Origin of the sequence: Paenibacillus sp. FSL H3-0302 (assembly GCF_037982245.1) — a bacterium.
Lineage (GTDB): Bacteria > Bacillota > Bacilli > Paenibacillales > Paenibacillaceae > Paenibacillus_AQ > Paenibacillus_AQ odorifer.
The window spans coordinates 6,840,584-6,866,836 of record NZ_CP150284.1; the positions used below are offsets into that span (position 1 = coordinate 6,840,584).

A 26,253-nucleotide genomic window follows, 5' to 3' on the forward strand; every position below is an offset into this window, starting at 1 on the left:
TAATCAAAAGCCAAAAAATTGGGTTAGAACAAAAATAATTGTACCTTTTAGCTGATTATTATATTCGATATGATAGAGATGTCCCTAAATGTAAGCGGTTTCGTTTCTTCATTATTTTATTAAAGGAGGGCAAGTATGAAACGACTTTACAATACGGAGAGTGCTTTTAAGCAGAAGGTATTTAGTTTGTTCTTAGCAGTAGTACTGTTAGCTGGGGTTGGCCTATTGCCGACTTCAAAGGTGCAGGCAGCAGGAACCACAGTTACCTCTATGTCTTACTTTTCAGCAGCAGACGGTCCTGTCATCTCAAAATCAGGGGTTGGGCAAGCTAGCTATGGTTTCGTCATGCCTACATTTAATGGGGGCTCTGCCACCTGGAATGATGTTTCCGATGACGTCGGTGTAAAAGTAAAAGTTGCTGGAAACTGGGTGGATATTGACAATGCAGGCGGCTATACCTACAACCAAAATTGGGGACACTGGAGCGACGGTGGCTTGAATGGCTATTGGTTCACTCTCTCCACAACAACGGAGATTCAGCTATTCTCCAAGGCTAATGGAGTTACACTTGAGTACACCCTGGTATTTCAAAACATAAACAAAACAACCATTACTGCTATGGCCCCTACACAAGGGCCGCAGATTACAGCAGGATTTACAGGAAGTGCAGGCTTTACTTATCCTACCTTCAACAATGATCCGGCCGTTACCTATGAAGCCGTAGCTGAAGATCTGAAGGTATATGTAAAACCTGTAAGCAGCAGTACATGGATTGATATTGACAATAATGCAGCCAGCGGCTGGATCTACGATAACAACTTCGGACAATTCACCGAAGGCGGCGGTGGCTACTGGTTCACCGTAACAGAGTCTATCAACGTCAAGTTAGAATCGAAAACCTCAACGGCTAACGTCGTTTATACCCTCACCTTTAATAAACCTGTAAGAAATTCATATGTCTTAACTCCTTATGAGGGAACGACCTTTACCGCAGATGCAAAAGGTGTAATAGGTGTCCCGCTACCCAAAATTGATGGGGGCGCTCCAATAGGCACTGAGCTAGGAAATTACGTATACCAAATTAACATCAACGGACAATGGGTTGCTATGAGTGATTCCAGCCAAAGCGGATTTGTATACGCCGGCAATGGCTATAACAACATGTCCGATGCCAACCAGTGGGGATATTGGGCTGACTATATCTATGGGCTTTGGTTCCAGCCCGTCCAAGAGGATGTGCAAATCCGTATTGGCTATCCATTAAATGGACAGGCGGGCGGAAGTGTCGGCAACAATTACGTCAACTATACCTTTATCGGTAATCCAGATGCCCCACGTCCGGATGTATCCGATCATGATGACATTGCCATCGGAACACCAAACGACCCGGCGATAGAGGGCATGAATCTCATTTGGCAGGATGAATTTAACGGAACAGCACTCGATACGAGCAAATGGAGCTACGAACAAGGTTATTATATTACTGACGATCCGAATAGCTGGGGCTGGGGCAACGCGGAACTGCAGCACTATACAGACAGTACACAAAATGTATTTGTACAGGACGGAAAGCTGAATATCAGAGCTTTGAACGATTCAAAATCCTTTCCACAGGACCCAAGCCGGTATGCCCAGTACTCATCCGGCAAGATTAACACCAAAGATCACTTGTCCTTCCAGTACGGCAGAGTAGATATTCGTGCTAAGCTGCCTACAGGTAACGGCGTTTGGCCAGCGCTTTGGATGCTTCCGGAAGATGCCGCTTATGGAGCGTGGGCCGCATCCGGAGAAATTGATATTATGGAAGCCAAAGGACGCTTGCCCGGCACGACCAGCGGGGCCATACACTTTGGCGGACAATGGCCTGTAAACAGATATATTGCTGGTGAATATCACTTCCCTGAAGGCCAGACCTTCGCCAATGATTATCATGTGTACTCCATGATCTGGGAAGAAGATAATATGAAATGGTATGTGGACGGCAAGTTCTTCTTTAAAGTCAGTAGAGATCAATGGTATTCCGTAGCTGCACCTAACAATCCGAATGCCCCATTCGATCAACCCTTCTACATCATTATGAATCTGGCGATCGGCGGGCACTTCGACAGCGGCCAAACCCCAGATCCGTCCGATATTCCTGCAGCAATGCAAGTGGATTATGTTCGTGTCTATAAAGAAGGCAACAGCGAGAATCCGGTAAACGTACCAGTTACCGGTATTTCTCTGAATCAAACTACTGCGCAGGTGGAGGTTGGACAGACTGTGCAGTTGAACGCCAATATTGCCCCGTCTAATGCAACCAATAAGCAGGTCACTTGGACCGTATCAGGTACCAGCGTCGCTTCCGTGAATCCGAACGGTCTCGTGACGGGACTCACTCCAGGCACAACAACCGTAACGGCTACAACAGCCGACGGCAATAAAACAGCCCTCTCCACCATCACTGTTGTACCGGCATCATCATCCGGTGTTATCATCGTCGGCGATGAGGTGCGGGGTCTGAAGAAAATAGGTGACGACCTGCTGTTCTATGTGAACGGCGCAACCTTTGCCGACTTACACTATAAGCTAAATAACGGTGGGCAGCTAAACGTAGCCATGACCCCGGCAGGAAACGGAAACTATACCTACCCTGTAAATCACCTGCAACACGGGGATACCATCGAGTACTCCTTCACCTATAATCCGGGACAAGGGGCCGTCGATTCCCCAACGCTCTCGTATATCCATGGGGTAACCCAAGGAACACCAGAGTAAAGTAGTTGAACGCTAAGCAACTGCATGAACACGAATAGGCGAGGAGGAAGTGTTGAAGCTTCCCTCTCGCCTATTTTGTTGTTTCTACCGTGTTGCTGGTCTCCTCGGTGGAAGCTCAGCTAGCCTCATGATTATGGGCCGTCAGTTCATCACCTGACGCTTTCCGCACCTTCGCTCGCTTGCCTAAATTAACGCGTCGAAATGACCCTCCGCGTCCACCGTCGCCGTCCGGGGATCAGTCAGGCCGATGCCCTTGAGGCCTCCCTTTCCTTCAATTCCCCAAAGGGGGAGGTGATCCTGAAGCGGAGAAGCAGGCACAAAATTTACGGAGGTGCTGCTCCCGCTTTTCTGTACCAGTTGGGACTCCAGCAGCCGGATTTGCCGCTGCAGCTGCTCCCGGCGATAAGGCGTCTGCATCTCACTTCCTTGTGCCGCATTCACTTTATCCAGTTCCATCATCAGCCGGTTTCGCTGTTTCTCCAGAGAACTGACATCACTCTGTGTACCGCCGTAGGCCGCAATGGTCTGTACGGAGCTGATGCCTGATACTGTCTGTGCCGCCATGATCTTTCCCCCCGTTTCCTTGGCTCCCAATCCAAAATCATCCAAATTTGAAAGTTCTAATCATCTTTATTACCCGGCAGATCCCGTCATGACAACATCACAGCCTCAATTGGAAAATAATCGTCGTATAGTCTCAGTCGGCCGCTTGTTTCAACCCTACCAAAGACCCACCGAAGGCTGGCTAAAGTCCCTTCAGAGCTCCCTTACTCGTCCTTCAACCGCCGCTGATACAAAATGACAGACACTACTGTTAGTACAACCGTCCATGCCAAATTAATGAGGAGAGGTTTCAATATATCGCCCGTCGTATAACCTGTATTGCTTAGACCCAGCAGATGCACAAGCTGACTGCTTGGCATGTAATCCAGCACTTTGAAGACCGGATAATCCTTCACTAGTACTTCTCCCCACGGTGCCCCCATAAATATGAACGCCACAGGGAGTATAGATAATGAGGCTTCAAGCAACGTCTTAGAGAATAAACCGCAGATCGTCCCGGCTGCAGTGTACAGAATAATCGAAAGAATGATTACTGCCACAAACGCCCATATATTAGCTGGCTCATAGCCAAATAATAATGTGGAAATAGCGAGAACAACAACAGACATGACAAAGACCAAACTGCTTTTACCGATTAGTACATCCATGGTCGTAGCCGGTGTCATCATTAATGACCGTAAAGTGTTACGCTCCTTCTCTTCCGCAATCAAGCAGGCTTGTGCAAAACATGTTAGCAATACAAACGAACTATTAAAAAGAAAACCGCTGGCTCCAGGTAAAGACGCACCTGCCCTCTTGAAAATCAGAGCGATAATAATAGGAAAAATCAGCATAATGGACAGCGCGTAGTTACGTGAAAACTCTTTGTAATCCTTCACAAATATCGCCCGGGCACGTTTGTATGAGATACTCATAGTAGCTCACTTCCTGTCATTTTAATAAAGATATCACCTAGACTTGGTTCTTTCGTCTCTAACCGGTCAATTAGCCCCCGCTTCATCCAATCCGCGATTTGATCAGCCGTCCCCTCATCGATCGGGAGCTCGTAGGTTTCCCCATTGATTAAGTCCACACAAATTACGTTCTCCCGGTGCTGCCGCTTAAGTTCCTTTGGTGAGCCTATGGTTTGGATTTGTCCCTGATACAGAATCGCTACACGGTTGCATATCAATTCTGCTTCAGACATATCATGCGTAGTCAGAAAAATCGTTGTTCCTTTCTCATTTAAGTAGCGTAAGCCTTTATAAATATGTGCTGTGTTTACCGGATCTAAAGCCGAAGTTGGTTCATCCAGAAATAATAATTCCGGCTCATGGATAATCGCGCATGCCAGCATGACACGCTGACGCATCCCTTTGGATAAGAGATTGGCTTTCTTTTTGCGCTCCCCGCTTAAGTTTACAAACTGCAGCACCTTGTCGACCGCAGATTTGGGAAGATCATATAGCTTACGATACAGCTCCAGATTTTCCTCAATACTTAACCTCTCATATAGACCACTGTTATCCGTCAAAATGCCAAAACGCATCTTCTGAGCAGACTGCTGCATCATTTCCGCCGGCTGGTCAAATACACTTGCCTGTCCACTTGTCGGATTTAACTGTGCCGTTAGAATCTTGATTAATGTTGTTTTGCCTGAGCCACTCGGGCCAAGGAAACCAAAAATTTCACCCTTAGGAATTGAAAAAGAAACATCTGCTAACGCATCCTTTTCTCCAAATCTCTTACGGATACGTTCTACCCGGATAACATTCATTAACTCCACATCCTTAGTGTTGATGGCTTAAACATATACAGATTACATGCTTCCTGCCATCAAAACGCGCCGAAATGTAGCTGTAAGCGCCTGAATGGTACCCTTTAAATGTTAAGAAGAGCTTTTAATTCAGACAATTTTGAACGGGATAACGGAACCACGGCATCTTGACCTGTATTTAATCGCAAGCTGTAGCTATTTTTCGTCCATGTAATAATCTCTCTTACTTTTTGCAGATTAACAATATAGGATCGGTGGCACCTAAAAAAACCGAAATTTAATAATCTCTGCTCGAGCTCGGTCAGCGTCAGCGCACAGTCATAATTTTCACCGCCCACATGAACAAGGATTGACCCCTCTACACTCTCTATAAAATCAATTTCAGGCGGATTAAATAAAATCACTTTGTCATTTCTTTTGGTAGAGATCTTCTGCAAGGTTATATTGGCCTCGTCTTGTTTCTGTACTTCCTGCTTATCCTCGTCGAAGTCCCGAATATCCAATGGATGAAATCCCGATTCGTTCAACCGATAAATGGCATCACAGGAAATAAGGGCATCCTCTAAATTCGAAGTTAAAATTAAAATCTGCTTTTCTTGTGAAAGATCATCAAGAATCCGTTTGAGTTGACGACAATCTTGCTCTTCCAAGTAAAAATAGGGTTCCTCCAGTACAAGTGTAGGCTGATGCGCAAAAAACACACGCAGCAATGTCACATACATTCTTTTCGATGAGCTTAGATCCTTGATCTTTACCTTCCGTTCTTCCTTTAAAGCAAAATAATCTATCAACGAAGCGGCACGCTCATTCCTCTCCGTTATTCTGATTAGAAAAGTGATTAGTTCCTCCACCGATAAACGCATATACTCGTTTTGCCCAGCCCGAAATAAATAATATTGGGAATGATCACCTAATTGATTCATTAAAAGCTGCTTTCGCTTCAAGTCCGTTATGATGCCAACCGATTGATTCGGTGTCATATTTAATTCGATCTTCGGTAGAAATAATTCCCCATTATAATAAATTGGTTGAAATTGCATGCCATCCTCCCGGTCAGTGCTGCTATAGGGTATACTTTTTCAATTTAGTTCCTGTTATTTCCTGCTCGATAAATACGATTTAGGTAATATTTAATGCAAATATAAGTCAAGGCATCTTCTAGTCATTTCTGCACATAAAAAAAGCCCAAGCAGCTTCTCCGCTCGGTGCAAGAGTAAATTAATTAGTAATACGGTTCAGCGCAATTTCTGTAACAGCAAGTTTTGAATAAAGACCATCCCGATAAAAGGATAGTCTTTAGGGTCACTAATTTATTTTAATTGCCTCAATACAAAGCTCGATCCTCACTTCATTTCCGACTATAATTCCACCCGTTTCCAGAGGCGAGTTGAATTTCAATCCAAATTCATTACGATCAATACTGGCTGTTGAATGAAATCCTACACGTTCCCGTCCGCGGGGGTCCTTGTTTAGTCCTTCAAAAACAGTATGAAAAGTAACAGATTGGGTTACTCCATGCAGAGTTAGATTGCCTGTAAGTTCATATTGCCGCTCACCAGCAAAGACACAGTTGGTGCTTTGAAATGCAATGGTTGGATACTTGGCAGCATGAAGAAAATCGTCGCCCCTCAAATGTTCATCTCGTTGCGCTTGGCGAGTTGTGATGCTATTTGCGTCTATGGAAGCCTGAATACCCATGGTCGTTAACTCGTTGGGATCAAAACTTAAAATCGCCTGGAAACGCTCAAATACTCCTTTGATTTTATTAATCATTAAATGCGTCACCGAAAACTCGACGGAGCTGTGGTCCGGATCCACTTCCCATTTGATATTACTCATGAATAAATTCCACCTCTATAATAAGATTATGAGCAAGGTCACCTATCTCCAAAACAATGCGCTACTCGCTATACACCTAATATACAAAAACGCTACTGACAACGTTGTGTCAGTAGCGTTTTAGCATTTTTGCGGCTTCCTCGTAAATCCGATTTCAGAATGGTTCCCCATTGAATCCGTAATTCCTTTTACCCGAATATCCACCATGGCAATAAACATCGAACTGTGTGTGAACAGTCATAATCTGCAACTAGTCGAATCTTTGCAGCGATTCAAATAAACGCCTTAAGTTATTCAATAAGCTGTTTTTTTCCTCCAGAGTCCAGTCATCCAAAGCTTCATGCAAAATTCGTTCACGGGTGAGGCTAATCATTGCATTGATTTTCTCCCCGCTTTTCGTCAATTCAGACACACGAATGCGGGAATCTGCACTTGATGGATACGTATGAACCAACCCCGCGTTTTCTAACTTATCGATTTGCCGGCTAACACTCGAATAGTTTTTTCCCATCATGGCGGCCAAATCACCAACACTAGTCGGTTGGAGATGCACGATGCCCACAAAGACACGAAAGGTTGCTGCCTCCAAATTTACGCCAGCATTAGCAATCATCTTCTTATCGCGGTCTGGCCTATTGATAATGGAAACTAAATCGATCAGCGCTTTAAAAATATCGTTTTCCATTTTATTTCACCCTTACAACAGGACGAGGCATTAGCGGGGCATTCCAGGCCTCTTCAATATCTTCTAGAGCGAACTCTTTTGTGGTAATTTTTATCTTCCCCTCGGCGGCCATTTCAAAGACACCTCTAACAGCGGATAGCATATCAGCTTTGGAAACACTCTTATCTCCGCTACCTACGAGTTCGATTGTTGATGAGCGTAAAAGAGATGAAGGTAAATGAATGCTTTCTTGGCCAGATGAAGTTCCAATGCTTACAAAACGGGTTGAACGATCCGTTTTTGCCTTAGCAAGAGCTGACATGATGGCGAGTGCGCTGTCGCCCCAAAGATAATCCAATATAACATCAACACCTTCAGCAATAACTGGCATTAGGGCGTTTTCAAACATTTTTTGACCGTTGTCGGCTGTCATATCAAATGCAATGGCCTCATCAGCTTCAAGTGCTTGCAACTTTGATTCGTTGCGTCCTGTTACAATGACCTTCTTGGCCCCCAGACCCTTAGCAATCTGAACTGCTAAACTACCGGATGCACCAGTAGCGCCATTAATCAATACAGTTTGACCGGATTTAAAACCAGCTCGAAATACCAATGCAGCCCATGACGACATAGCAGGGTTGGCGATAGCGGCAGCAGTGAGATCATCAATACCATCTGGTAAACGGACAGTCAGCTTTTCGTTGACGATTGTTTGCTCAGCCAAACTACCATATGGTGCAGTAGGCAGCGCAAAGTAAACACGAGACCCATCTTTCAAAGTTCCTACACCGTCGATACCGGCTACAATTGGAAAGTTATCTTCAGAAGAATAGTGCATACCCATTGAACGGAACTTGCTAACTCGACTCAAGGCTGTGGCCGTAACGTTAATTATAACTAGCCCCTCTGTCCCAACGGGGGAATCAAAATGACCCATTACGGGAATCGTCCCCTTAACCTTTACGATTGCTGCCTTCATATTTACACCCTTCTTCCACCCCATATTATGTGCATATTGCACATAATAAAGTATAACACAAATTATGTGCAATATGCACACTTTATTTGGAATACATATCCAAACGCACGCCCATTAGCTTATTTCCAAAAGAAACGGCTGGTCAGGTTCCCCTGATCCAGCCGTTTTTTGATTACTTTAATATTACATTATCGATTAGTACCGCCGTATCGTAGATACTATCTCCTTGATCCCAAACATGGAACCGAAGGACAATGGAGCCCTTGCCGGCAAATTGGCTTACATCAAATTGTACATGCTTCCAATTCGTCATGTATGTTGTATGATCCCCGCCGTAGAAATCAATCGCTACTTTGTTCTCTTCAATCCAATAGGCCGTGGATTCATTAATCGATTCAGCCCCGATAATAACAGAATCATTACCATAGACACTGGACGTCACTGTATTGCCGCCATTTATGTGAGAAGTAATGAGGGAAGCCGTATTAATGTATACACTGGAAGTTACCGTTGCGCGGAACGTGTCATTGAATTTGCTTCCAACGAATTCCTTAGGCTCCTCAGAAATGAAATTGTAATCGAACGATAGGGTTGTTGCACCCGCCGGAACAATGAAACTTTGCTCGATATAACTATCTGAATTGTAGTCATATCCTCCTTGATCATTGTTTTCATACCCAAGGCCAGTGCTGATAATAGCCATGTAGTTCCCCTCTGTCGGTTTAAGCGGTCCCAGCTTGGAGATCACCCGAACATCGCCGTTTCCATTCCAGCCGGTCCAAGTTCCGTTTTCAAAGGTTCCGTTGATGACCCCTTCGGTCTTAGTGCCAATGCTGCTTCCTTTCATGAAGAATGCTGCCAACCCATCGTTTGCTCCATGGGCAGCCACTGCTGCTTGAAAGGCTTTTTCGGTTGTCATGTTGTCATCGTTTAAAGCGGTAAATACGGATTTAGCAATAGCTTGATCATATGCAAGCTTTACATAATCGGTATATCCATAATAAGTGCCAGCACCATTGTTGATGAAGGCATCTGCCATGGAATCGTTGTACGCGCTGCGGCAGCTGCCATTATATACGATGGTATCAGGTAGCATATCGTTGTACCGTGTAATAAAAGACGGTGTAATAGCATAATAACCGGATATAATAGCCAGTCGTCCCTTTTTCAAGTCCAACTCATAGGTCTTTTTGCTCTCTGTCGTTGCCTTTTCTCCTGTCAGGAACATAACTTGCGGTCCAGCGTATTTGAAATCAATGCCGTACTTATTATGGAGCTTTTGAAGCACTTTTTCATCATAGTAAGTATCTCCGTGGGTATCCAAGACCACGACGCCATACTGATTCAGCCCTTTAAAGAAATTAACGCCCGCTGAGGTGTCCTTTACTCTTTCTACAAGGAAAGGGTAACTCGACTGGTCAAAGCTGTGATATACAGCGTCATAAACAGTCGAAGATGGAAGTGTGCCGGAGAACGGAGAAATCACAGCAACCCGCTGGCTTCCTATGGTGGCCACGGTTTGTTCCACATTTTGCGTTAGCGCCTCAGCCGCCAATGTAGTACTGGACGCAGCCTCTTCTACGGTGCTGCTTAACCCTTTTGTATTCTCAGGAGCTGCGGATATCCCCCCTAGAATCCCGTTGTCCAGCAAATACCAGATGCTTCCTCCTTCACCCGAAATCCCAGCATGCTCTACTTCTGCTTGGGTTTGGAGCCAAGCCACAGTTTCTTCCTTTGCTTTTTGCAAATTACCATATGAAGTAGCCAGTTGATCAAGCTTACTCTGTGTATTATTTTCAATGATTTCCGTTTGTGCAAGCTGTTCATCCGTAAGATGCTTCATTACAGATAATTTAAAAACTGTGCTGCTTGGCACATCTCCCACAAACGCCTGCAGATTTATGTAACCCTCCGTACTTTCAGTCAATACTGCTTTGCCACTGTACAGTCCGTCTGCCTCAAGACTGTCTCCATGGGCTTCCAAACCGTCATCGTACAACGAAATGATTTGCGAAATGACTTTGCCGCTGTCATCTACTTGATAGACACTAGCGATTACCGTTCCTGGCGCATTAATCGATGAGCGGAATATAACTTCTGTTGGCTCTTCCACATAAATAGCATCTGAACTCTCCCCCTTCACCACAACCTGGAGAGCATTTGCCGGTGCCGGGGTTGCCGGTGTCGGTGTCGGTGTCGGTGTCGGTGTCGGTGCCGATGTTGGTGTTGGTGTCACTGGTGCTGGGGTTGCCGGTGCTGGGGTTGCCGATGCTGGCGTTCCCGGACCTGAAGCTCCCGGCGCCGGTGCTGTCACAGATGTCCCGCGGTCAGTTGTTGCCGGGGTGGCAGTCGGTGTTGCCTCAGGACTCTTGCCCTTATTAAGCTCTTCAGCAAGAAGCTGTTTGGATTTCTCGACATATACTGATTTATTGGTTTTGAACTCATAAGCCAGACGAGCCAGAGCCTGGCGCTCCGCATGCTCTTTCGGTTTGAATTTCAGAGTGCCGTCACTGCCTTGGACCCCGTTGATGAAACCATTTTTGAAGGCAAGGGATACTTGCGCTTTTGCCCATTCGGACACCTCTGAGATATCCGACAGCTTGCTATCAACCGGAAGCTTCTTCGCTGTTTCATCCAATTCGAAAGCTCGGATGAAAAACACGACCAGCTCCTCACGGGTGACATTTGCATTAGGACTGAAGGTGGTGGCCGATGTCCCCTCCGTAATGCCTGCCTTTACCAATGCACCTACATAACCGCGATACCAACTGTTCGCGGCAACGTCTTTAAACGGTGCGGCTTGATCAGCATTTGCTTCTAGCCCCAACGACAGGACTATGATTTTCGCCAGTTCGGCACGTGACATAGCCTTTTTCGGTTTAAAAGAGTTATCTTCATAACCTGAGATTATTCCTGCTTCAGTTAATGATTGAATCTCCTTTTGCGCATAAGAGCCTGTGATGTCTTTGAACTGCGCGGCCTCACCAAACACCATATGTGGCGTAAGAGTGCTTAATAATAGGGCAAACACAATCATCAGACTGAGTTTACGGCGTGCTGCTTGGAATAACATTGTTTCTTCCCCCTTCTTACTCTAAAAATATCAATGAGTCTGTCGTCCTAGTGAGTTCCAAGGATGGCATTTTACACCATTATTCGACAACTTCTTGATTCTACAATAGGACCAGGGTAATTTACAATGTCTATTACATAAAAAAAATAGATATATTTGTAGACTGGAGATTAAATGGCATAAAAAAAAGACCATCGAGTATAAGCTTGGATTGATGGCGATTTAATATTTTATCGTATTATTCTTCACATGCACTAAGATTTTACAATGATAAGCTTAATCATGTATGCCTTATGACACTTTAGGAGGTAATATAATGAGCAAGTACGACGAAGCCATGAAGCTGCTGGAAGAACAAGCGGGTAACAAGGACGGCCTGATCTCACTATCCACCATCGCACTGGAACCGGGGGCTAATGGCAAAAGCCGTCCCTCCGCCCGCATTGTAGACGCCTATTATGAGGACGGTGCGTTCTACACCGTTACTTACGCGACCTCAGGTAAGATGCAGCAGATCGCCCAAAACCCCGAAGTCGCTGTTTGTATCATCGTCGAAAACTTTACGGCCGATGGTATCGGTGAAAACCTGGGCTGGGTATGTGACGAGAAAAACGCGGAGATGATGACAAAGCTGCGCACAATATTCGCCGGGTGGTATAACGAAGCCAATAACGACGAAGATCCTAACACATGCCTGCTGCGCATTCGCCTGACAAAGGGCCTGTGGAATGACGCCCATAAAGGGATCAGAAATGAGATTGATTTTATCAATAAGACGGCAAATTAAGTGGTCTGAGTGGTTCGCCTTATTGGATTAATGTGAAGTAGACATTTGATAACAGACAATGATAGCTCAAAGGGAGTGTGCGCATACTCCCTTTTTCGTTGTTACTTATGATACGATTCACCGTAACATCTATAGAACGAAATTGAAGGCCTCACTGTTCCTTCATCCCTTAACTCTTTCGCTGTTCACTCCGCACTCTTCCCGCCCTGCGCCAATCTCTCCAAAAATCTTCTTTTACGATACAGCATCCGCGCGGCCCCGGCTGCCTCTTCCAGGGACACAAGGTAGAGCTGGGTTCAGAGATATCGTTAATTAATCTACACTACTTTTCGATTTCTTCGTGATAGTTAACCTATCATGTTAGGACTACCTAAGCATCTTAACTAGAAGTTCGATGTTTTGGACCTAGTCTATCGTCCTTAAATTCGAAGGTTAATTCGATCCTAAGATTTCTACAACTAACCAATGTAGATTCAACGATAAGGGGATTTCTGCTGAAAAGCAGTCGGCCTCTCCAAAAGACTTTTCCTTACTTCTGACACGTTCACTGCGATGGTTGAAGCGGCAAGTTTTAGAGCCGCCCGGTACTGGGCGGCTCTTTCTTGTTCTTTTATGTTAAGCTGAACGATTAGCAAGGAAGACAGCGTCATCCCTTTGGCTACCTACACAATCTCTTTATTAAAATGTCCTCTTGTGTCTGTTTCCTGATTAAAGACAGCATTATTCATAGAGCCATTTAATTTGCCTGACGCCATATTAATGACTTTCACAACCTGCTCTTTGGATTCAACTGTGAAGTTTAATCTGAGCGCCTCGATTCCTTTGATGTTTTGTAGCTCATCTAAAAGATTAAGCGTCTTCCCATTAAGGAGAGTCGTTGTACAATCATTATGGGAAATTATAGGGAACGTTCCGTGCTCATCTTTTAACTCATAGCTCTTCGTTTTGCAAATTCTGCATTGATTCATTTTTTTCATCGGACAATATTTTGTAAACATCAAAGGAACCTTGCCATATACAATCATTTCCAGTGCAGGATAGCCGTCATTTTCTTCATAATAGGCATTCCTTAAATCTTCAATTTGGCTCTTATTCAATTCATAAGATAAAGTGACTCGTTTTGCACCTAATTTATATAATTCATAGCAACTAGTAGCATTAACAACATTTAGAGAATAGTCCGTAACAAACGGATTCGTTTCTCTGTAGTGATAAATTCCGCCATATCCTCCGATTAGTAGCTGCCCTTCTTTTTCCTCATAACGATTCTGATTTCTTCTAACAACATTTTCATAATAGATTTCCTTAATTCCACAGCTCACGCAAGCATCATACTGCTCCTTAGTCGTTACAGAGGCCGTAAGGTATGGTTTTTCAGGGGCAAAGCTTATTTTTTCTTTTGCTTCCAAAGCCTTGGTTCTTTTCTGCTGGCTGTTAAGCTTTAAGTCATATAAGCCCAGTACAATATCTCTTCTTGCTGCATTTAACAGTTTAGCTGGAATAAAAGCATTGCATTCCTCAAAATCCACATGATTAAGTTCGAATATCGTATCATTTAATCTTGAAAATTGCTTGATTACCTGGTCTTTTGTTGTTGGATTATTAATGGCTTCGCCTAGTATTTCCTCGCTTTCATATGAATAATGACAGCCTAAGCCCTCCGCATCTATGACAAGCTTTGAATCTGGACGTGCATATACTCTAATATCGAGGTTAAACCGCTTAAATTCTTTTTCCAGTGATAATTCTAATTCTTTGTTATAGAAATAATCCTTCGTTTTATATACTAAATCTCCCGTAGACATCTTTTCTTTGATTTTGATATAGCAGACATCCTCTGCTTTGTTGATTAATTCGCCCTCTTTATCGTACAGTTTTGCAACCGTTAAATTAACATCTTCATTGTTGTGACTTATTCGAATGGTATCGTTCTGATTTAAAGGTCGTGTAAGTGTTATTTCATACCTATCTTTAACAATCTTGCTGATTGTTCCAATTTCATAACCAAAGTGATTAGGTCTTAAAATGTTTGTAATATTTCTCCTATCTTCGTGAAACAAATATCCTTTAGTAAATGTTCGATTGAATGTTTTTTTCAGATTTTCTTTGTCTTCTTCGGTTATTTTATGATCTAAGGCCTTGCGATATTTGGATACAACATTAGCAACATACGTAGGCACTTTCATTCGGCCTTCTATTTTTAAAGAATCGATTTCTTTTAAATCCTCGATATAGTCGATTGTGTTTAAGTCCTTGGTAGATAGAATATGGTTTTTCCCTAAAGATGTACCTGTTGTCTTATCCATGAGTTCATACTCCTTACGGCATGAACCCACACATCTTCCGCGATTTGCGCTTCGATTACCCATTAATCCTGACATTAGACAGTTTCCCGAGTAAGATACACATAAAGCACCGTGAACGAAAATTTCTAAAGGTATCTCAGCTTTTCTTTTGATCTCTTTTACTTTTTCAATCTCAACCTCACGGGACAGAACAACTCTTTTGGCACCAAGTTCTTTTAATAATAAAGTTCCGTCTAAATCGTCTATTCCCATTTGAGTTGAACAATGTGCTTCCATATCAAGAAAGTTTTTAACGATATAATCGAACGCAGTCAGATCCTGGACGATAATGCCATCCACACCGATTTTATTTAATTCGTGGATCTGCTCTTTCATCTCTTCAACTTCGTTTTCAAAAACGATGGTATTCATTGTAACATAGAGTTTAACGTCCCTCAGGTGCGCATACGTAACCGCCTCTTGTAACGATTCTAGATCAAAATTAGATGAGTATGCACGCGCACCAAATTTTTGCATTCCTAAGTATATGGCATCACAACCATTAGAAATTGCAGCTTTTAAAGCTTCCATATTTCCTGCTGGAGCTAGTAATTCAGTCATTTTTTCCTCCTTATGATCCATAAATAACGGCAATGCTAGTTTGTCCAAAGGTGTTCTTAAAAGTACATCGTCAGGACTGCATGGTATTGAAGAACGGTTAAAGGTCGTTTTCACGCTTTTGTTATTGCTTTTCTTAACAGCAGGTTTCCGCTTGCCGTACTGCGTCCTCTCGTCTTCTTAGTCCCCTGCTTCATCCCAGTTAAGATGGATAATACGATAATAACTACTATAAATCCGATAAATGACGTCATGGCCGCTCCCTTTTAAATTAATAAGATTATTAGAAAATTAAATTTCAGACTATTACCATTAATCATAAAATAAGAACTATACTTAAGCTGCAGCAAAACGCACAAGCCAATGGCTTGTGCGCTTGTTTTAAATGACCTCATTTGCTCTGAGGGACGTATCTCATAATAATTCTTTAAGTACATTTTTCGCCACGCGTATCTTCTCATCATTAGCGTCACGAAGCATACCTACAATATCCTGAATATCGCTCTCAGCTGAGGTAACCATAAACTCTTCACTCCTCATGTATAGAGAATTATTTGGCTCCTGGAGCCAAAATTGAGCAGGAATTATGGGTGCCTATCATTGCCAAGTAGCAAACATTTAATTTTACATAAGTATGAGCGAGCATCTGGCGCATTGATTAGCAGCCTTAAAAGAGCCTCCACTAAAATCGAAGTGGAGGCTCTTTTTACATTTTTGTTATTTCAATTGTATTGGCTTTCAACCGTTATGCCGTGCAGTTCAAGTCATTTAAACTAATATTGAGTTCTGTTCTCCGCTTCACCATCATTTGTGATAAGGTTCCCCCCGATTGATCTTCACCGCGCGATACACCTGCTCCACCAGCACCAGGCGCATGAGCTGATGAGGCAGCGTCATGCGCCCGAAGCTCATGCGCTGCTGCGCGCGGCGCATGACCTCGTCGGAGAGCCCGTGGCTCCCTCCGATGACGAACACGACATGGCTCGTCCCGTAGGTGCCGAGCCGGTCAATTTCTGCGGCAAGCTCTTCCGAGCTCCACAGCTTGCCGTCGATCGCGAGCGCAATGACATGCGCCTCGCTCTTAATCTGCGCGAGAATGCGTTCGCCCTCGCGTCCCTTTACCTGCACCACCTCTGCTTCGCTTAGAGAATCCGGTGCTTTTTCATCTGCCACCTCAATGACCTGAAACTTCAGGTATGGTGTCAGCCGTTTTGCATACTCCGCGATGCCATCGATCAAGTACTTTTCCTTCAATTTTCCTACGCCAATAATTTGAATAAGCATAAGTGCCTCCTGTCATAATCCTCTATAGAAATAGCAAAAGGACGCGCACTGGGCGTCCCTTGTAGTTTTAGTAAGTACCTTCTGTTCTATCACATATTTGGTGGAAAAGAAACGACAATTAAAACGGCCTACTCTTGCGCATTCTCTAAATGTCCTATTTTTTATGCAATCCCTGGATCTCCTGATCCCCAGTATTCCTAGATTTCCTGAATCTAGAATTTCATGTATTCCTCGTCCTCAGCAGGTTCAATCCATCCCTACTTACTTTCTTCCTGCTCCTCCATCACAAAATCCGGTTTCCCCCCAGCTTCATAAGCGCTCAATATAGAGTCCAGCAAGCCTGGGAAACGTGCATTAAGATCCTCAGTCCGCAGGGACAACATGCGCTGTGTTCCTTGAACTCGTGTAAAAACAACACCTGACTCGCGCAAAGTACGGGCATGGTGAGACATGGTGGATTTTGCGATCGGGACGTTGAAGCAGTTGCAAGCCTGTTCTCCATTTAAGTGAATATCCGATACGATATGTAAACGAATCGGATCGCTGAGTGCATACAATACGGAGGCAAGCTGAATGTCCTTGCGGTCCGGATGAAATAGTATTTTCACGGATGATTATCCCCTTTTGTCGTACGATGAATGCGAAAAAAATATTGGTGTTCCTAATTGCATTTTATATCAACGCATGCTATATTTCAATTGTTCGTAAGTAATCGAACTATTAAACAATAATAAAAGGAGTGCTTCGCACATGACTTCTGTAAATAACCTCTCCGCGAATGCGGATCATGAAGCCTCCGTTCCGGAAGCGCCTCTTCCACGAGAAGGCCTGCTGACCCTGCTGTTCAGTGTCGCTGTGGTTCTCGTCATCATGAATACGGCTATGTTCAATCTGGCGCTGCCTGATGTGACCGAAGCCTTCGGGATTACGGCTGCGTCCGCTTCTTGGATTGTCACTGGGTATTCCATTATGTTCTCGATTGCCTCAATCACGTACAGCCGGCTTTCTGATTTTCTGCCGATTCGCCGTCTGTTGGTTATAGGCTTGTTGACGCTGGGCCTCGCGGCTGTTGCCGGCTTTTTCAGCACCAACTTTATCTTCCTGCTTATCGTTCGTATTCTCCAGGCCTCAGGCGCGGGCGCAGTAATGTCCTTGTCGCTTGTCCTATTTACCCGCTATATCCCGCAAGCCCGCCGCGGCAAAGCAATGGCGACAATTATGTCAGCCGTCTCGCTGGGTCTAGGACTTGGGCCGGTCGCGGGCGGAGCCATCGTCGAATATCTCGGTTGGATTTGGTTATTCTCTGTAACGGCAGCTATTCTGCTTCTAGTGCCGCTGTTCCTTATTCTGCTGCCCAAAGAAGTACCCACCCGTGGCTCCTTTGATGTGCTTGGCGGGCTGTTCTTGGGCGTCGGCACGACCGGGCTGCTGCTGTTCCTGACCAGCGGGCTGTGGATTGCCTTGATCGCCGGAATTGTCGCCACTGCTTTATTTGTTGGCCGTATCCGCAGCACACCTGATCCATTCGTGATGCCGGAGCTTTTCCGTAACCGCTCATATCTCGTGTTGGCTCTGATCGGAGTTGCCTCCTACCTGTGCAGCTTTGCCACGTTATTCCTGCTGCCGCAGATTTTGACTCACCGTTTCGGCTTCAGCGCAAGCCATGCCGGGCTTGTGATCTTTCCGGGTTCGCTGCTCGCCATCTTTGTCTCCCGCTCCGTGGGACGAATCATTGACCGTTATGGCAATGCGGGGATTTTACGTTTTGCACCATTGCTCGTATTGACCGCTACCATCCTATTCGCTTTCTTTGCTGGGCGGTCATGGATTGCCGTCATGTTCATCTATATGATTATGAGTCTGGCCTTCACGACACTGTCCAGTAGTGTATCCAATGAAATCTCTCGGATTCTGCCTTCCTCGCAAATCGGCTCTGGGATGGGCCTGTTCCAGCTGCTGCAATTCTTTAGCGGCGCCTTCAGCGTGGCTATGGCCGCAAGCGCTCTGGAATGGCAGCGCGGACTGCCGCTTTCTGCAGCCTACTCCAATATCTACTGGGGACTCTCTATTGCCGCATTGATCGCCATCATCTCAGCTATTCTCTACCGCCGAGGCAACCGAAGCAGCTCGCTGACCGACATAGTAGATGCAGCAGATGCATAAGACCTAATCGGCTAACACATATATTATTTCATGCAAAAAAACACCCTGCGGCCCATTTCCGCGACTGCAAGGTGTTTTTGATAAATTTTAACAGTCCTTTAGACCACTAAATATTCCGCATTCTTCTCACATTCCGCACATTTGGCCGGCGGGTCCCAGTCCGAGAACTCGGTCTCCTTCAAGTCCACAATATCAGGTGCATCCTCATACTCGTCCACAAATTTGTCGATGGCTAACTCTACATGTTCTTTACATACTACATACATTCAACCAAGCATCCCTTTCTGTGCCGCTGCGGCCTAATACTCCTTCTATTGTTCTACCATACTTCCCACGAAAATGGAACTCCTATCTATCCATTCCAGCAATCTGTTCATCCATTGTCTATATTCTTGCCCTACCGAAAAAAAAGATTCCTCCCACCCCAAACGGGCAAAAGGAATCTCTTCACTAATATCTCTCTAATTTCTATAAATGTTATCTGCAAACTCTCCATCCTACCCTAGAAACTCCACTGGACGATCCAGCTCATACAATCTGCGGTAACGTGGTTCTTTTTCCATCAGCTCTGCATGGGTTCCACGCATTTCTACCGAGCCATTTTCCATAAAAATCACTTCATCCATCTGCTCCGCACCAACCAAATGATGCGTTACCCAGATCAGAGATTTACCGTCCATAGCTTCAAACATCGTCTGCAAAAGATCACGCTCCGTGCTTGGATCCAACCCTACGGTCGGTTCGTCAAGAATGACGACAGGTGTATTTTGCAGCAAAATACGAGCTAACGCTATCCGCTGGCGCTCTCCACCGGAGAAACGTTGCCCCGCTTCACGGACAAAGGTATTGTATCCATCTGGTAACGAGGAGATCAGCGTATCCATTTTGGCTAATGCTCCAGCTTCTTTAATCGCTTGTTCGGAAGCCTTCGGATCACCCATGCGAATATTGTTCGCTACCGTAGTATCAAATAAGTGTGGGCTTTGATTTAGCACCGCTATAATAGACGGAATGTTATCGCCATAGGCAGCAGCCGCGATTCCATTAATCATAGCCGAACCTGCAGAAGGTTGGATAACCCCTTGAATAGCCTTTAACAACGTCGATTTTCCTGCCCCGCTACGGCCGATGATGGCAATTTTTTTGCCTTGTGGGATGTCGAGGCTGAGATCACGAACCGACCAATTATCCTCTGATCCATAGCGGTAACCTATATTTTCGAGCTTGATATGAGCACTTTTTATGACCTGAGGTAGAACATCGACTACAGATGCCTGTTCGGAAACTATATTCTGCTCTTCTCCGACCACTCCAGACAACCGCTCCAGCGAGTTACGGTACTGCGGGATTTTCTCCACTGCTTCGGATACTGGCAAAAAAGCATCTGCTACAGGAAAAACAACCAAGACAAACGCCGCAATCAAAGTACCTGCAATAGCACCATCCGCATACTCTCCGGCGGCCCAATATAACATCGAAAGTACACCAACCCCAACGACTGCTTGCCCGATAAACGCACGTAGACGCGCCCAGCTGCGCAGCGCTGCATCAGTTTTGGCCACTTTTTTCTCATCTGCTTCGTAGGTCTCCACGAACTGGCTTTGCCGTCCACTAATGACCCAATCGCCCATACCGAGAACGGCGTCCGTCAGCTTTTGATAGAGGCGATTACGCTCTACCTTCACTTCACGTTGACGTTTCTGGGTGAACAACAAAGATATAAGCGGCAATACCACGACCAACACCAAAATATACAAAGCCATTAATAACGCAAAACCGATATCAAAGGTGCCCAACGCAATCACTGCAACCCCGTAGATCAATAAAGCAATAACACTTGGAAATACGGTTCTCAGATATACATTTTGCAAATATTCGATGTCATCAGCTAACATCCCGAGAATATCCCCAGTACGGAAACGCGACGACAGGAACAAGGCCTGTGGCTCCAAAATATTGTACAGGCGCACACGCATTTTAGAAAGAATCCGTAAAATGGTGTCATGCCCAATCAGCCGTTCCACGTAGTGAATGACTGCCCGGCTTGTTCCGAACGTACGTACACCGACAATCGGCACGTAGATCATCAGGATATTTTCGACCGGCGTAGACGCTTTTGAGATCAGAAATCCTGAAGTATACATCAATGAAGAGGCAGTAAAAATCGTCAACGCCCCAAGCACAATAATTAGCACAAAACGCCAAAAATACGACGATACATAGGGAGCAAACCATCCTTCACGTTTCAATGGATTCCCTCCAATTGCGACCCAATCAACTCATAATACGCACCCTTGCGGGCAAGTAACTCCTGATGGGTACCGATTTCTGCCACTTGGCCTTGCTTCATTACTACAATAATGTCCATATCGAGCATCCAGTGCAGGCGATGGGTAGCCAGAAAGACCAGCTTTCCTTCAAAAAGGGGCACCATCGTCTCCTTCAGCTCATATTCCGTTTCAATATCCAGATGCGCCGTTGGCTCGTCTAGAAGCATAATCGGACGGCTGCTAAGCAGTGCCCGGGCTAATGCCACCCGTTGCTCCTGGCCACCGCTGAACGAACGGCCGCCGCCACCAATCATCTCATCTAAGCCATGCGGAAGAGTATCCACCAAACCCGATAAACCCGTAGCTTTCACTGCCGCGGCAACAGCCTCCATAGAAGCCTCAGGGTAATAAAAACGTATATTATCAGCTAACGTACCGCTAAAAATATACGGACGCTGCGGGATATACGAGGTCTGTTTTCGCCAAGCCTCATCCGTTAATGCACTAACCGTAGTACCGTTAACCGTGATACTTCCTGAAGTAGGGTGTAAGAAGCCCCCTAATATATCCACTAAAGTAGATTTACCGGCCCCGCTCTCTCCGATAATCCCAATTTTGCTAGCTCCTTTAAATTGCAGGTTCAGCGCTTCCAGCGAAGAAAGCCCTGCTTCCTCATACTTCACGCTAACGTCATTTAATGTGAGCACGCTATTCTCATACCAAGTGAATATTTGTTCCGATGTTTTTGCTGCAGAACTGACAGATAGATCACCGTTAGGGACGATTACTTCAGCCTTCACCTCATCTTGATCTATAATGCTCTTCATTGCTTCAGCGGCTTCTTTCCCATCCAAAGTAGCATGGAAATCTGAACCTACCAATCTGACAGGCAGGAAATATTCCGGAGCCAAGATTAGAATCGTTAAGCCCGTAACCAATGTCATTTGTTCATTTACAAGCCGCAAACCAAGACTTACCGCTACAGAAGCTACTGACAGCATAGTGAAGAAATCCAGGGCGAACGATGACAAAAAGGCCACTCGCAGCGTACGCATGGTCGCCGAGCGATAACGATCGCTGACAGTAGCAATGCTGTCGCTATGACTACGGCTGCGTCCTAGAAATTTTAATGTTTCTAGCCCACGTAATGAGTCTACAAAATGATTAGATAATGTGCGATACGATTTCAATTGCCGATCCATTTGCTTACGGGCCGTCATCCCAATCAAAATCATAAAAACAATAATAATCGGCATAGTTACCGTAAGAATAATCCCGCTCGTAGTGTCCATCGTAAAGACGTAAATAAGCACCAAGATCGGTGTAACAGACATCCCTACCATTCTAGGAATGATCGCTTCCAGATACGTGCGGAATTTAGTTACCCCTTCCAGCACCAGTGTAACAAGATCCCCGGTTCCACGCCCGCCCACCATTCTAGGGCCAAGCTGGAAGAGCTTGTCCATCATTTCCCTCCGCATAGTGCTGCCCGTTGCTTCCGCGAAGCGGTAAGAGACACGGCTCATCAGCATAGCACAAGCATGGCGCACAAGAAATGCAAGAAGGAACAATAGCGCAGTGCCCCATTGTTCCTTCAGAGGTTCTCCCGCAAATAGCGCAGAGATGACTTCTGCCAGCGATTTAGCCAGCAGAAGTATGGACAAGCTTTGCACCAGGGTAAGGAAGCCTACAATCAGAAAGACTGGCTTAACTCCTTTATACCCAAGCAAGTTTTTATCCATTAGTATTCAAGATGCTCCTTCTCGTGAACCCGTTTATGAAAAACAAAGTAACTCCAAATTTGATATCCCAATACGAACGGAAGGATAGTCAGTGCCACAATCGTCATTACCTTCAAAGAGTAATGGCCGGAAGCCGCATTAGTGATCGTCAAATTAAAAGCTTGATCAATTGAACTAATCATAACACGCGGGAACAATCCTACAAAGATAGAAGTTACCGAAAGCGCCATTACCGCTCCTGTCATTCCAAAAGCGTAGCCATCCTTCTTCTTCGTCATGAAGTAACCGGACAGTACAAAGGCGATAACTCCCAGGGCTACAATAATCATAAGAATCGTTCCACGTTGCTCGAAAATATCCGTCATATTATAAGTCATAATCACAAAAGCAGTAAATAAAACTGCGAGCGGGATTAGCAATTTTTGAGCCAACTTGCGAGCGCGAGCCTGTAGATCCCCCACTGTACGCAGTGTTGTGAACATGAGACCATGCACCAGGCACAGAAGGACAACAGTAAGCCCTGCTACTACAGTGTACACATTCACGATATCTGTGAACCCTGCATACATTTGCATCTCCCCATCAATAGGCAATCCTTTGATAAAGCTTGCAAATACTACTGCCAAGAGGAATGGTGGAAGGAAGCTGCCGATAAAGATACAAGCATCCCAAGTTCTTTTCCAAGCCAATGAATCACGTTTACCTCTGAATTCAAAAGCGACACCACGCGCTATCAAAGCTAATAAGGCAAATACAAAAGGAATATAGAATCCACTAAACAGCGTTGCATACCACTCCGGGAAAGCCGCAAACATTGCACCCGCAGCTGTGATAAGCCATACCTCATTCCCATCCCAGAAGGGTCCGATCGAGTTAATCAGAACACGGCGCTCTGTATCATTTTTAGCGAGAATTTGTGTTTCCATCCCTACGCCGAAATCGAAACCCTCCAGGAAGAAGAACCCTATAAACAGAACTGCAATCAGCACAAACCACAATTCATTAAGAGATATCATGGGAACCCTCCTCGTTATATGGATCATTCGAATCGCCGTGATCGTTATCCATCGCATAAGGACCTTTTTTAATCACTTTAATAAACAATCCGACCAACACTAATCCTAGAATTAAATAAATCGTTGTAAAAGAAATCACGGAGAACAGAACTTGACCACTTGTAATATTAGGCGACACACTGTCTTCCGTTGTCATCAGTCCGAATACCGTCCATGGCTGACGCCCGAATTCGGTCATAACCCAACCGGCTGTATTCGCAATCGGAGGAAGCAACAAGCCCCATAACATAAACCGCATAAACCAAGTGTTCGGACGGTCCATTTTTTTGCGCCACATTAAGTACATAGCGTACATTCCCAATACAATCATTAACGTTCCTGCTAGAACCATGATCCGGAAACTCCAGAATGTCGTACGTACAGGTGGAATATAGTCACCGGGGCCATAGGTTTGCTCATACTCCGCTTGCAGCTCAAGCATACCTTTAACTTCACCGGAAAATTTACTGTATGAAAGGAAACTCAGCATATAAGGAATTTGAAATTCTCCACTACTAATTTGATTCTTTGGATCAATGTTTGCCCATACGGTCCAAGGTGCCGGGTCACCACTCTTACCCCACAGTCCTTCGGAAGCTGCCATTTTCATTGGTTGAGTTTCAACCAAATATTGCGCTTGGGCGTGACCAGCAACAGCTACACCAATAGAAGAAATAATCCCTACGATGGCTGCAATCTGAAAAGACTTCTTAAAGAAAGAAACCTCTTGTTTCTTCAATATTTTATAAGCACTAATACCAGTTACAAGAAAAGCACCTGTTGCATAAGCAGCCAGTACTGTATGTGGGAATTCAACCAGCAATTGTCCGTTCGTAATAAGCGCGAAGAAATCATTCATTTCTGCACGTCCATTATTTATCTCAAAACCCACAGGATGCTGCATAAAAGAGTTAGCCGCTAGAATCCAGAATGCAGATAACATCGTACCGAATGCTACCAGCCAGATGGACAGTAAATGTACTCGCTTGGACACCTTATCCCAGCCGAATATCCATATCCCAATAAAAGTAGACTCCAGAAAAAAGGCTGCCAATGCCTCAACTGCAAGCGGAGCCCCGAATACATCACCAACAAAACGTGAATAATCGGACCAGTTCATCCCGAACTGAAATTCCTGCAAGATTCCTGTAACTACCCCTACTGCAAAATTGATGAGGAATAGCTTTCCCCAGAACTGCGCCATTTTTTTGTACTCTTCATTACCTTTTCTAACGTACATTGTCTCCATGATTGCAATCAAGAGCGCTAGTCCGATTGATACCGGTACAAAGAAATAGTGGAATATTGTCGTCGACGCAAATTGTACACGCGACAGCATTACTGTATCCATATTTGTCCCTTCCTTCTCCCCTTTTCGTTAATTATATTCTGTCAAAAATTTAAACTTCTTTTTGTGATAAATGTCACATAAAGATAGTCATTTGACGGTGAAATTCAAATGATTTGTGACAAAGATCACAATTTAGCATAAAGAAAGCAAAAAAAATAAGACGGTTTACCCGTCTTGAGTGGTTCGTCGTTCTATTAAATGCTTGACTCATTTAGGTATTGGTTAGATGGAAATACCCTTCTTCAGCGATTTGAGATCGCCATTCGAATTAAGCAATTGGGGTAGCATCTTCGTGCTGCGAACCATTGGAGAGTCACATAGACGGCAAGAAGGCGCATGTTCAAATGCGAAATTATCCCTCATCCATCCGTTGCATCCCTCATTGGTACATGCCCAAATTGCGGTATTTTCTTCCGGTATTTCTTCCAAAGGTTTCTTCCGGTAGTTCATTGCCGTTCCTCCCATCCTGTAAGTCAATAGTGAGTAACTAGATATAAAAAGACCGTCCCAACTTTCACAAGCTGGGACGGTTTCTTCTATTATTACAGTTTTACAACGTTTTCGGCTTGTGGTCCACGGTTGCCTTGAACAACGTTGAATTCAACGCGTTGGCCTTCGTCCAAAGTTTTGAAGCCGTCGCCAGTGATTGCGCTGAAGTGAACGAATACGTCGCTTCCGCCTTCAACTTCGATAAATCCGAATCCTTTTTCTGCGTTGAACCATTTAACTGTACCTGTTTGCATGTGTGTTACCTCCACAAATTTAAATTAATATGTTCTTTTTATCTTCAAACAAAGAAAAAATTCACACATTGAAAAAGGTTGTATTACCAAATATGACAGCCCTTTTCAATGCGAGAATTAGGGACTAAATGTATGATTGATATCATATTACCACACCTGATTAGCAAAGGCAAGCAAGCATCCGAATATATCCGTTTTTGCCCTAATAAGTATTACCTTCCAATGTAAGGGCTGCCACTTAGTGTTTATTCCCTAAATAGATCCTTTTTCTGGCATAATTATCATGGTTTTAGAAAAATAGCTTTTCCAAAAACGTTACTTTT

At 44.6% G+C, this 26,253-nt stretch carries 23 protein-coding genes; 3 read left to right on the forward strand and 20 right to left on the reverse strand.

Annotation, left to right across the window (positions count from 1 at the left end):
- Positions 1-135 precede the first annotated feature (135 nt).
- Complete coding sequence (locus tag MHH50_RS30410; protein ID WP_340033822.1) at positions 136-2,757, forward strand: family 16 glycosylhydrolase; 2,622 nt, start codon at positions 136-138, stop codon at positions 2,755-2,757.
- A 183-nt stretch (positions 2,758-2,940) separates the two neighbouring features.
- Here the strand turns inward: MHH50_RS30410 and MHH50_RS30415 are convergent, their stop codons facing one another.
- The 8 genes from MHH50_RS30415 to MHH50_RS30450 form a co-directional block, all read right to left on the reverse strand.
- Entirely contained in the window at positions 2,941-3,321 is a 381-nt protein-coding gene (locus MHH50_RS30415; protein WP_076124277.1) for a FlxA-like family protein, read from the reverse strand.
- A 203-nt stretch (positions 3,322-3,524) separates the two neighbouring features.
- Positions 3,525-4,235 carry an ABC transporter permease gene (locus MHH50_RS30420; RefSeq protein WP_076278214.1) on the reverse strand — a complete coding sequence of 237 codons (711 nt, stop codon included), beginning with the start codon at positions 4,233-4,235 and terminating at the stop codon, positions 3,525-3,527.
- Entirely contained in the window at positions 4,232-5,077 is an 846-nt protein-coding gene (locus MHH50_RS30425) for an ABC transporter ATP-binding protein (RefSeq protein ID WP_076274868.1), read from the reverse strand. Before MHH50_RS30425 ends, MHH50_RS30420 begins: the two co-directional genes overlap by 4 nt.
- A 104-nt stretch (positions 5,078-5,181) precedes the next feature.
- Positions 5,182-6,117 carry a LytTR family transcriptional regulator DNA-binding domain-containing protein gene (locus MHH50_RS30430; RefSeq protein WP_076181756.1) on the reverse strand — a complete coding sequence of 312 codons (936 nt, stop codon included), beginning with the start codon at positions 6,115-6,117 and terminating at the stop codon, positions 5,182-5,184.
- Between the two features lie 265 nt (positions 6,118-6,382).
- Positions 6,383-6,916, reverse strand: a complete 534-nt coding sequence (locus tag MHH50_RS30435) for a YceI family protein (protein ID WP_076278212.1) — start codon at positions 6,914-6,916, stop codon at positions 6,383-6,385.
- Positions 6,917-7,166: 250 nt separating this feature from the next.
- Positions 7,167-7,601, reverse strand: coding sequence for a MarR family winged helix-turn-helix transcriptional regulator (locus tag MHH50_RS30440; protein WP_076124286.1), 435 nt, complete (start codon positions 7,599-7,601; stop codon positions 7,167-7,169).
- 1 nt (position 7,602) lies between these two features.
- Positions 7,603-8,559 (reverse strand): zinc-binding alcohol dehydrogenase family protein, encoded by a 957-nt coding sequence (locus tag MHH50_RS30445; RefSeq protein WP_076181750.1) that lies wholly within the window; start codon positions 8,557-8,559, stop codon positions 7,603-7,605.
- A 172-nt stretch (positions 8,560-8,731) separates the two neighbouring features.
- Complete coding sequence (locus tag MHH50_RS30450; RefSeq protein ID WP_340033823.1) at positions 8,732-11,632, reverse strand: S-layer homology domain-containing protein; 2,901 nt, start codon at positions 11,630-11,632, stop codon at positions 8,732-8,734.
- 316 nt (positions 11,633-11,948) lie between these two features.
- Between MHH50_RS30450 and MHH50_RS30455 the strand changes: the two genes are divergently transcribed.
- On the forward strand, positions 11,949-12,419 hold the full coding sequence (locus tag MHH50_RS30455) for a pyridoxamine 5'-phosphate oxidase family protein (RefSeq protein WP_076191502.1): 471 nt from the start codon (positions 11,949-11,951) through the stop codon (positions 12,417-12,419).
- A 473-nt stretch (positions 12,420-12,892) separates the two neighbouring features.
- Here the strand turns inward: MHH50_RS30455 and MHH50_RS30460 are convergent, their stop codons facing one another.
- The 5 genes from MHH50_RS30460 to MHH50_RS30480 all read right to left on the reverse strand — a co-directional run bounded on the left by MHH50_RS30460 (position 12,893) and on the right by MHH50_RS30480 (position 17,214).
- Positions 12,893-13,069, reverse strand: coding sequence for a hypothetical protein (locus MHH50_RS30460; RefSeq protein WP_175618905.1), 177 nt, complete (start codon positions 13,067-13,069; stop codon positions 12,893-12,895).
- Positions 13,070-13,081: 12 nt separating this feature from the next.
- On the reverse strand, positions 13,082-15,325 hold the full coding sequence (locus MHH50_RS30465) for a DUF3656 domain-containing protein (RefSeq protein ID WP_340033824.1): 2,244 nt from the start codon (positions 15,323-15,325) through the stop codon (positions 13,082-13,084).
- Positions 15,326-15,435: 110 nt separating this feature from the next.
- Complete coding sequence (locus tag MHH50_RS30470) at positions 15,436-15,576, reverse strand: hypothetical protein (RefSeq protein ID WP_340033825.1); 141 nt, start codon at positions 15,574-15,576, stop codon at positions 15,436-15,438.
- A gap of 550 nt (positions 15,577-16,126) precedes the next feature.
- Positions 16,127-16,606, reverse strand: coding sequence for a 23S rRNA (pseudouridine(1915)-N(3))-methyltransferase RlmH (gene rlmH, locus MHH50_RS30475; protein ID WP_036677839.1), 480 nt, complete (start codon positions 16,604-16,606; stop codon positions 16,127-16,129).
- Positions 16,607-16,863: 257 nt separating this feature from the next.
- Positions 16,864-17,214, reverse strand: coding sequence for a helix-turn-helix transcriptional regulator (locus MHH50_RS30480; protein ID WP_076124295.1), 351 nt, complete (start codon positions 17,212-17,214; stop codon positions 16,864-16,866).
- A gap of 142 nt (positions 17,215-17,356) precedes the next feature.
- Between MHH50_RS30480 and MHH50_RS30485 the strand changes: the two genes are divergently transcribed.
- Positions 17,357-18,769, forward strand: a complete 1,413-nt coding sequence (locus MHH50_RS30485; RefSeq protein WP_340033826.1) for an MFS transporter — start codon at positions 17,357-17,359, stop codon at positions 18,767-18,769.
- Positions 18,770-18,867: 98 nt separating this feature from the next.
- On the opposite strand, the gene MHH50_RS30490 is transcribed toward MHH50_RS30485, so the two are convergent.
- From MHH50_RS30490 to MHH50_RS30520, 7 genes are all read right to left on the reverse strand, one after another.
- The gene (locus MHH50_RS30490; protein ID WP_063829780.1) at positions 18,868-19,035 is read right to left on the reverse strand and encodes a CxxH/CxxC protein; all 168 of its coding nucleotides are present in this window, start codon (positions 19,033-19,035) and stop codon (positions 18,868-18,870) included.
- A gap of 231 nt (positions 19,036-19,266) precedes the next feature.
- Positions 19,267-21,018 (reverse strand): thiol reductant ABC exporter subunit CydC, encoded by a 1,752-nt coding sequence (gene cydC, locus MHH50_RS30495; RefSeq protein WP_076305870.1) that lies wholly within the window; start codon positions 21,016-21,018, stop codon positions 19,267-19,269.
- Positions 21,015-22,781: a thiol reductant ABC exporter subunit CydD gene (gene cydD / locus MHH50_RS30500; RefSeq protein ID WP_340033827.1), complete on the reverse strand. Its 1,767-nt coding sequence runs from the start codon at positions 22,779-22,781 to the stop codon at positions 21,015-21,017. The genes cydC and cydD overlap by 4 nt, the downstream gene beginning before the upstream one ends.
- Positions 22,781-23,797 carry a cytochrome d ubiquinol oxidase subunit II gene (gene cydB / locus MHH50_RS30505; RefSeq protein ID WP_076278208.1) on the reverse strand — a complete coding sequence of 339 codons (1,017 nt, stop codon included), beginning with the start codon at positions 23,795-23,797 and terminating at the stop codon, positions 22,781-22,783. The genes cydD and cydB overlap by 1 nt, the downstream gene beginning before the upstream one ends.
- Positions 23,784-25,187: a cytochrome ubiquinol oxidase subunit I gene (locus MHH50_RS30510; RefSeq protein WP_076124303.1), complete on the reverse strand. Its 1,404-nt coding sequence runs from the start codon at positions 25,185-25,187 to the stop codon at positions 23,784-23,786. Before MHH50_RS30510 ends, cydB begins: the two co-directional genes overlap by 14 nt.
- A gap of 222 nt (positions 25,188-25,409) precedes the next feature.
- Entirely contained in the window at positions 25,410-25,637 is a 228-nt protein-coding gene (locus MHH50_RS30515) for a cold-shock protein (RefSeq protein WP_036677829.1), read from the reverse strand.
- Positions 25,638-25,729: 92 nt separating this feature from the next.
- Positions 25,730-25,930 carry a cold-shock protein gene (locus MHH50_RS30520; RefSeq protein WP_019914582.1) on the reverse strand — a complete coding sequence of 67 codons (201 nt, stop codon included), beginning with the start codon at positions 25,928-25,930 and terminating at the stop codon, positions 25,730-25,732.
- Between the last annotated feature and the right edge of the window lie 323 nt (positions 25,931-26,253).

What these genes read in the sequence shown, in the direction of transcription:
- cydB (WP_076278208.1), bottom strand. Translation starts at nt 23,797, where the DNA reads ATGATATCTCTTAATGAATTGTGGTTTGTGCTGATTGCAGTTCTGTTT.
- MHH50_RS30410 (WP_340033822.1), top strand. Translation starts at nt 136, where the DNA reads ATGAAACGACTTTACAATACGGAGAGTGCTTTTAAGCAGAAGGTATTT.
- MHH50_RS30490 (WP_063829780.1), bottom strand. Translation starts at nt 19,035, where the DNA reads ATGTATGTAGTATGTAAAGAACATGTAGAGTTAGCCATCGACAAATTT.
- rlmH (WP_036677839.1), bottom strand. Translation starts at nt 16,606, where the DNA reads ATGCTTATTCAAATTATTGGCGTAGGAAAATTGAAGGAAAAGTACTTG.
- MHH50_RS30440 (WP_076124286.1), bottom strand. Translation starts at nt 7,601, where the DNA reads ATGGAAAACGATATTTTTAAAGCGCTGATCGATTTAGTTTCCATTATC.
- MHH50_RS30520 (WP_019914582.1), bottom strand. Translation starts at nt 25,930, where the DNA reads ATGCAAACAGGTACAGTTAAATGGTTCAACGCAGAAAAAGGATTCGGA.
- cydD (WP_340033827.1), bottom strand. Translation starts at nt 22,781, where the DNA reads ATGGATAAAAACTTGCTTGGGTATAAAGGAGTTAAGCCAGTCTTTCTG.
- MHH50_RS30450 (WP_340033823.1), bottom strand. Translation starts at nt 11,632, where the DNA reads ATGTTATTCCAAGCAGCACGCCGTAAACTCAGTCTGATGATTGTGTTT.
- MHH50_RS30460 (WP_175618905.1), bottom strand. Translation starts at nt 13,069, where the DNA reads ATGACGCTGTCTTCCTTGCTAATCGTTCAGCTTAACATAAAAGAACAA.
- MHH50_RS30470 (WP_340033825.1), bottom strand. Translation starts at nt 15,576, where the DNA reads ATGACGTCATTTATCGGATTTATAGTAGTTATTATCGTATTATCCATC.
- MHH50_RS30415 (WP_076124277.1), bottom strand. Translation starts at nt 3,321, where the DNA reads ATGGCGGCACAGACAGTATCAGGCATCAGCTCCGTACAGACCATTGCG.
- MHH50_RS30430 (WP_076181756.1), bottom strand. Translation starts at nt 6,117, where the DNA reads ATGCAATTTCAACCAATTTATTATAATGGGGAATTATTTCTACCGAAG.
- MHH50_RS30425 (WP_076274868.1), bottom strand. Translation starts at nt 5,077, where the DNA reads ATGAATGTTATCCGGGTAGAACGTATCCGTAAGAGATTTGGAGAAAAG.
- MHH50_RS30510 (WP_076124303.1), bottom strand. Translation starts at nt 25,187, where the DNA reads ATGGATACAGTAATGCTGTCGCGTGTACAATTTGCGTCGACGACAATA.
- MHH50_RS30455 (WP_076191502.1), top strand. Translation starts at nt 11,949, where the DNA reads ATGAGCAAGTACGACGAAGCCATGAAGCTGCTGGAAGAACAAGCGGGT.
- MHH50_RS30445 (WP_076181750.1), bottom strand. Translation starts at nt 8,559, where the DNA reads ATGAAGGCAGCAATCGTAAAGGTTAAGGGGACGATTCCCGTAATGGGT.
- MHH50_RS30420 (WP_076278214.1), bottom strand. Translation starts at nt 4,235, where the DNA reads ATGAGTATCTCATACAAACGTGCCCGGGCGATATTTGTGAAGGATTAC.
- MHH50_RS30435 (WP_076278212.1), bottom strand. Translation starts at nt 6,916, where the DNA reads ATGAGTAATATCAAATGGGAAGTGGATCCGGACCACAGCTCCGTCGAG.
- MHH50_RS30465 (WP_340033824.1), bottom strand. Translation starts at nt 15,325, where the DNA reads ATGACTGAATTACTAGCTCCAGCAGGAAATATGGAAGCTTTAAAAGCT.
- MHH50_RS30485 (WP_340033826.1), top strand. Translation starts at nt 17,357, where the DNA reads ATGACTTCTGTAAATAACCTCTCCGCGAATGCGGATCATGAAGCCTCC.
- MHH50_RS30515 (WP_036677829.1), bottom strand. Translation starts at nt 25,637, where the DNA reads ATGAACTACCGGAAGAAACCTTTGGAAGAAATACCGGAAGAAAATACC.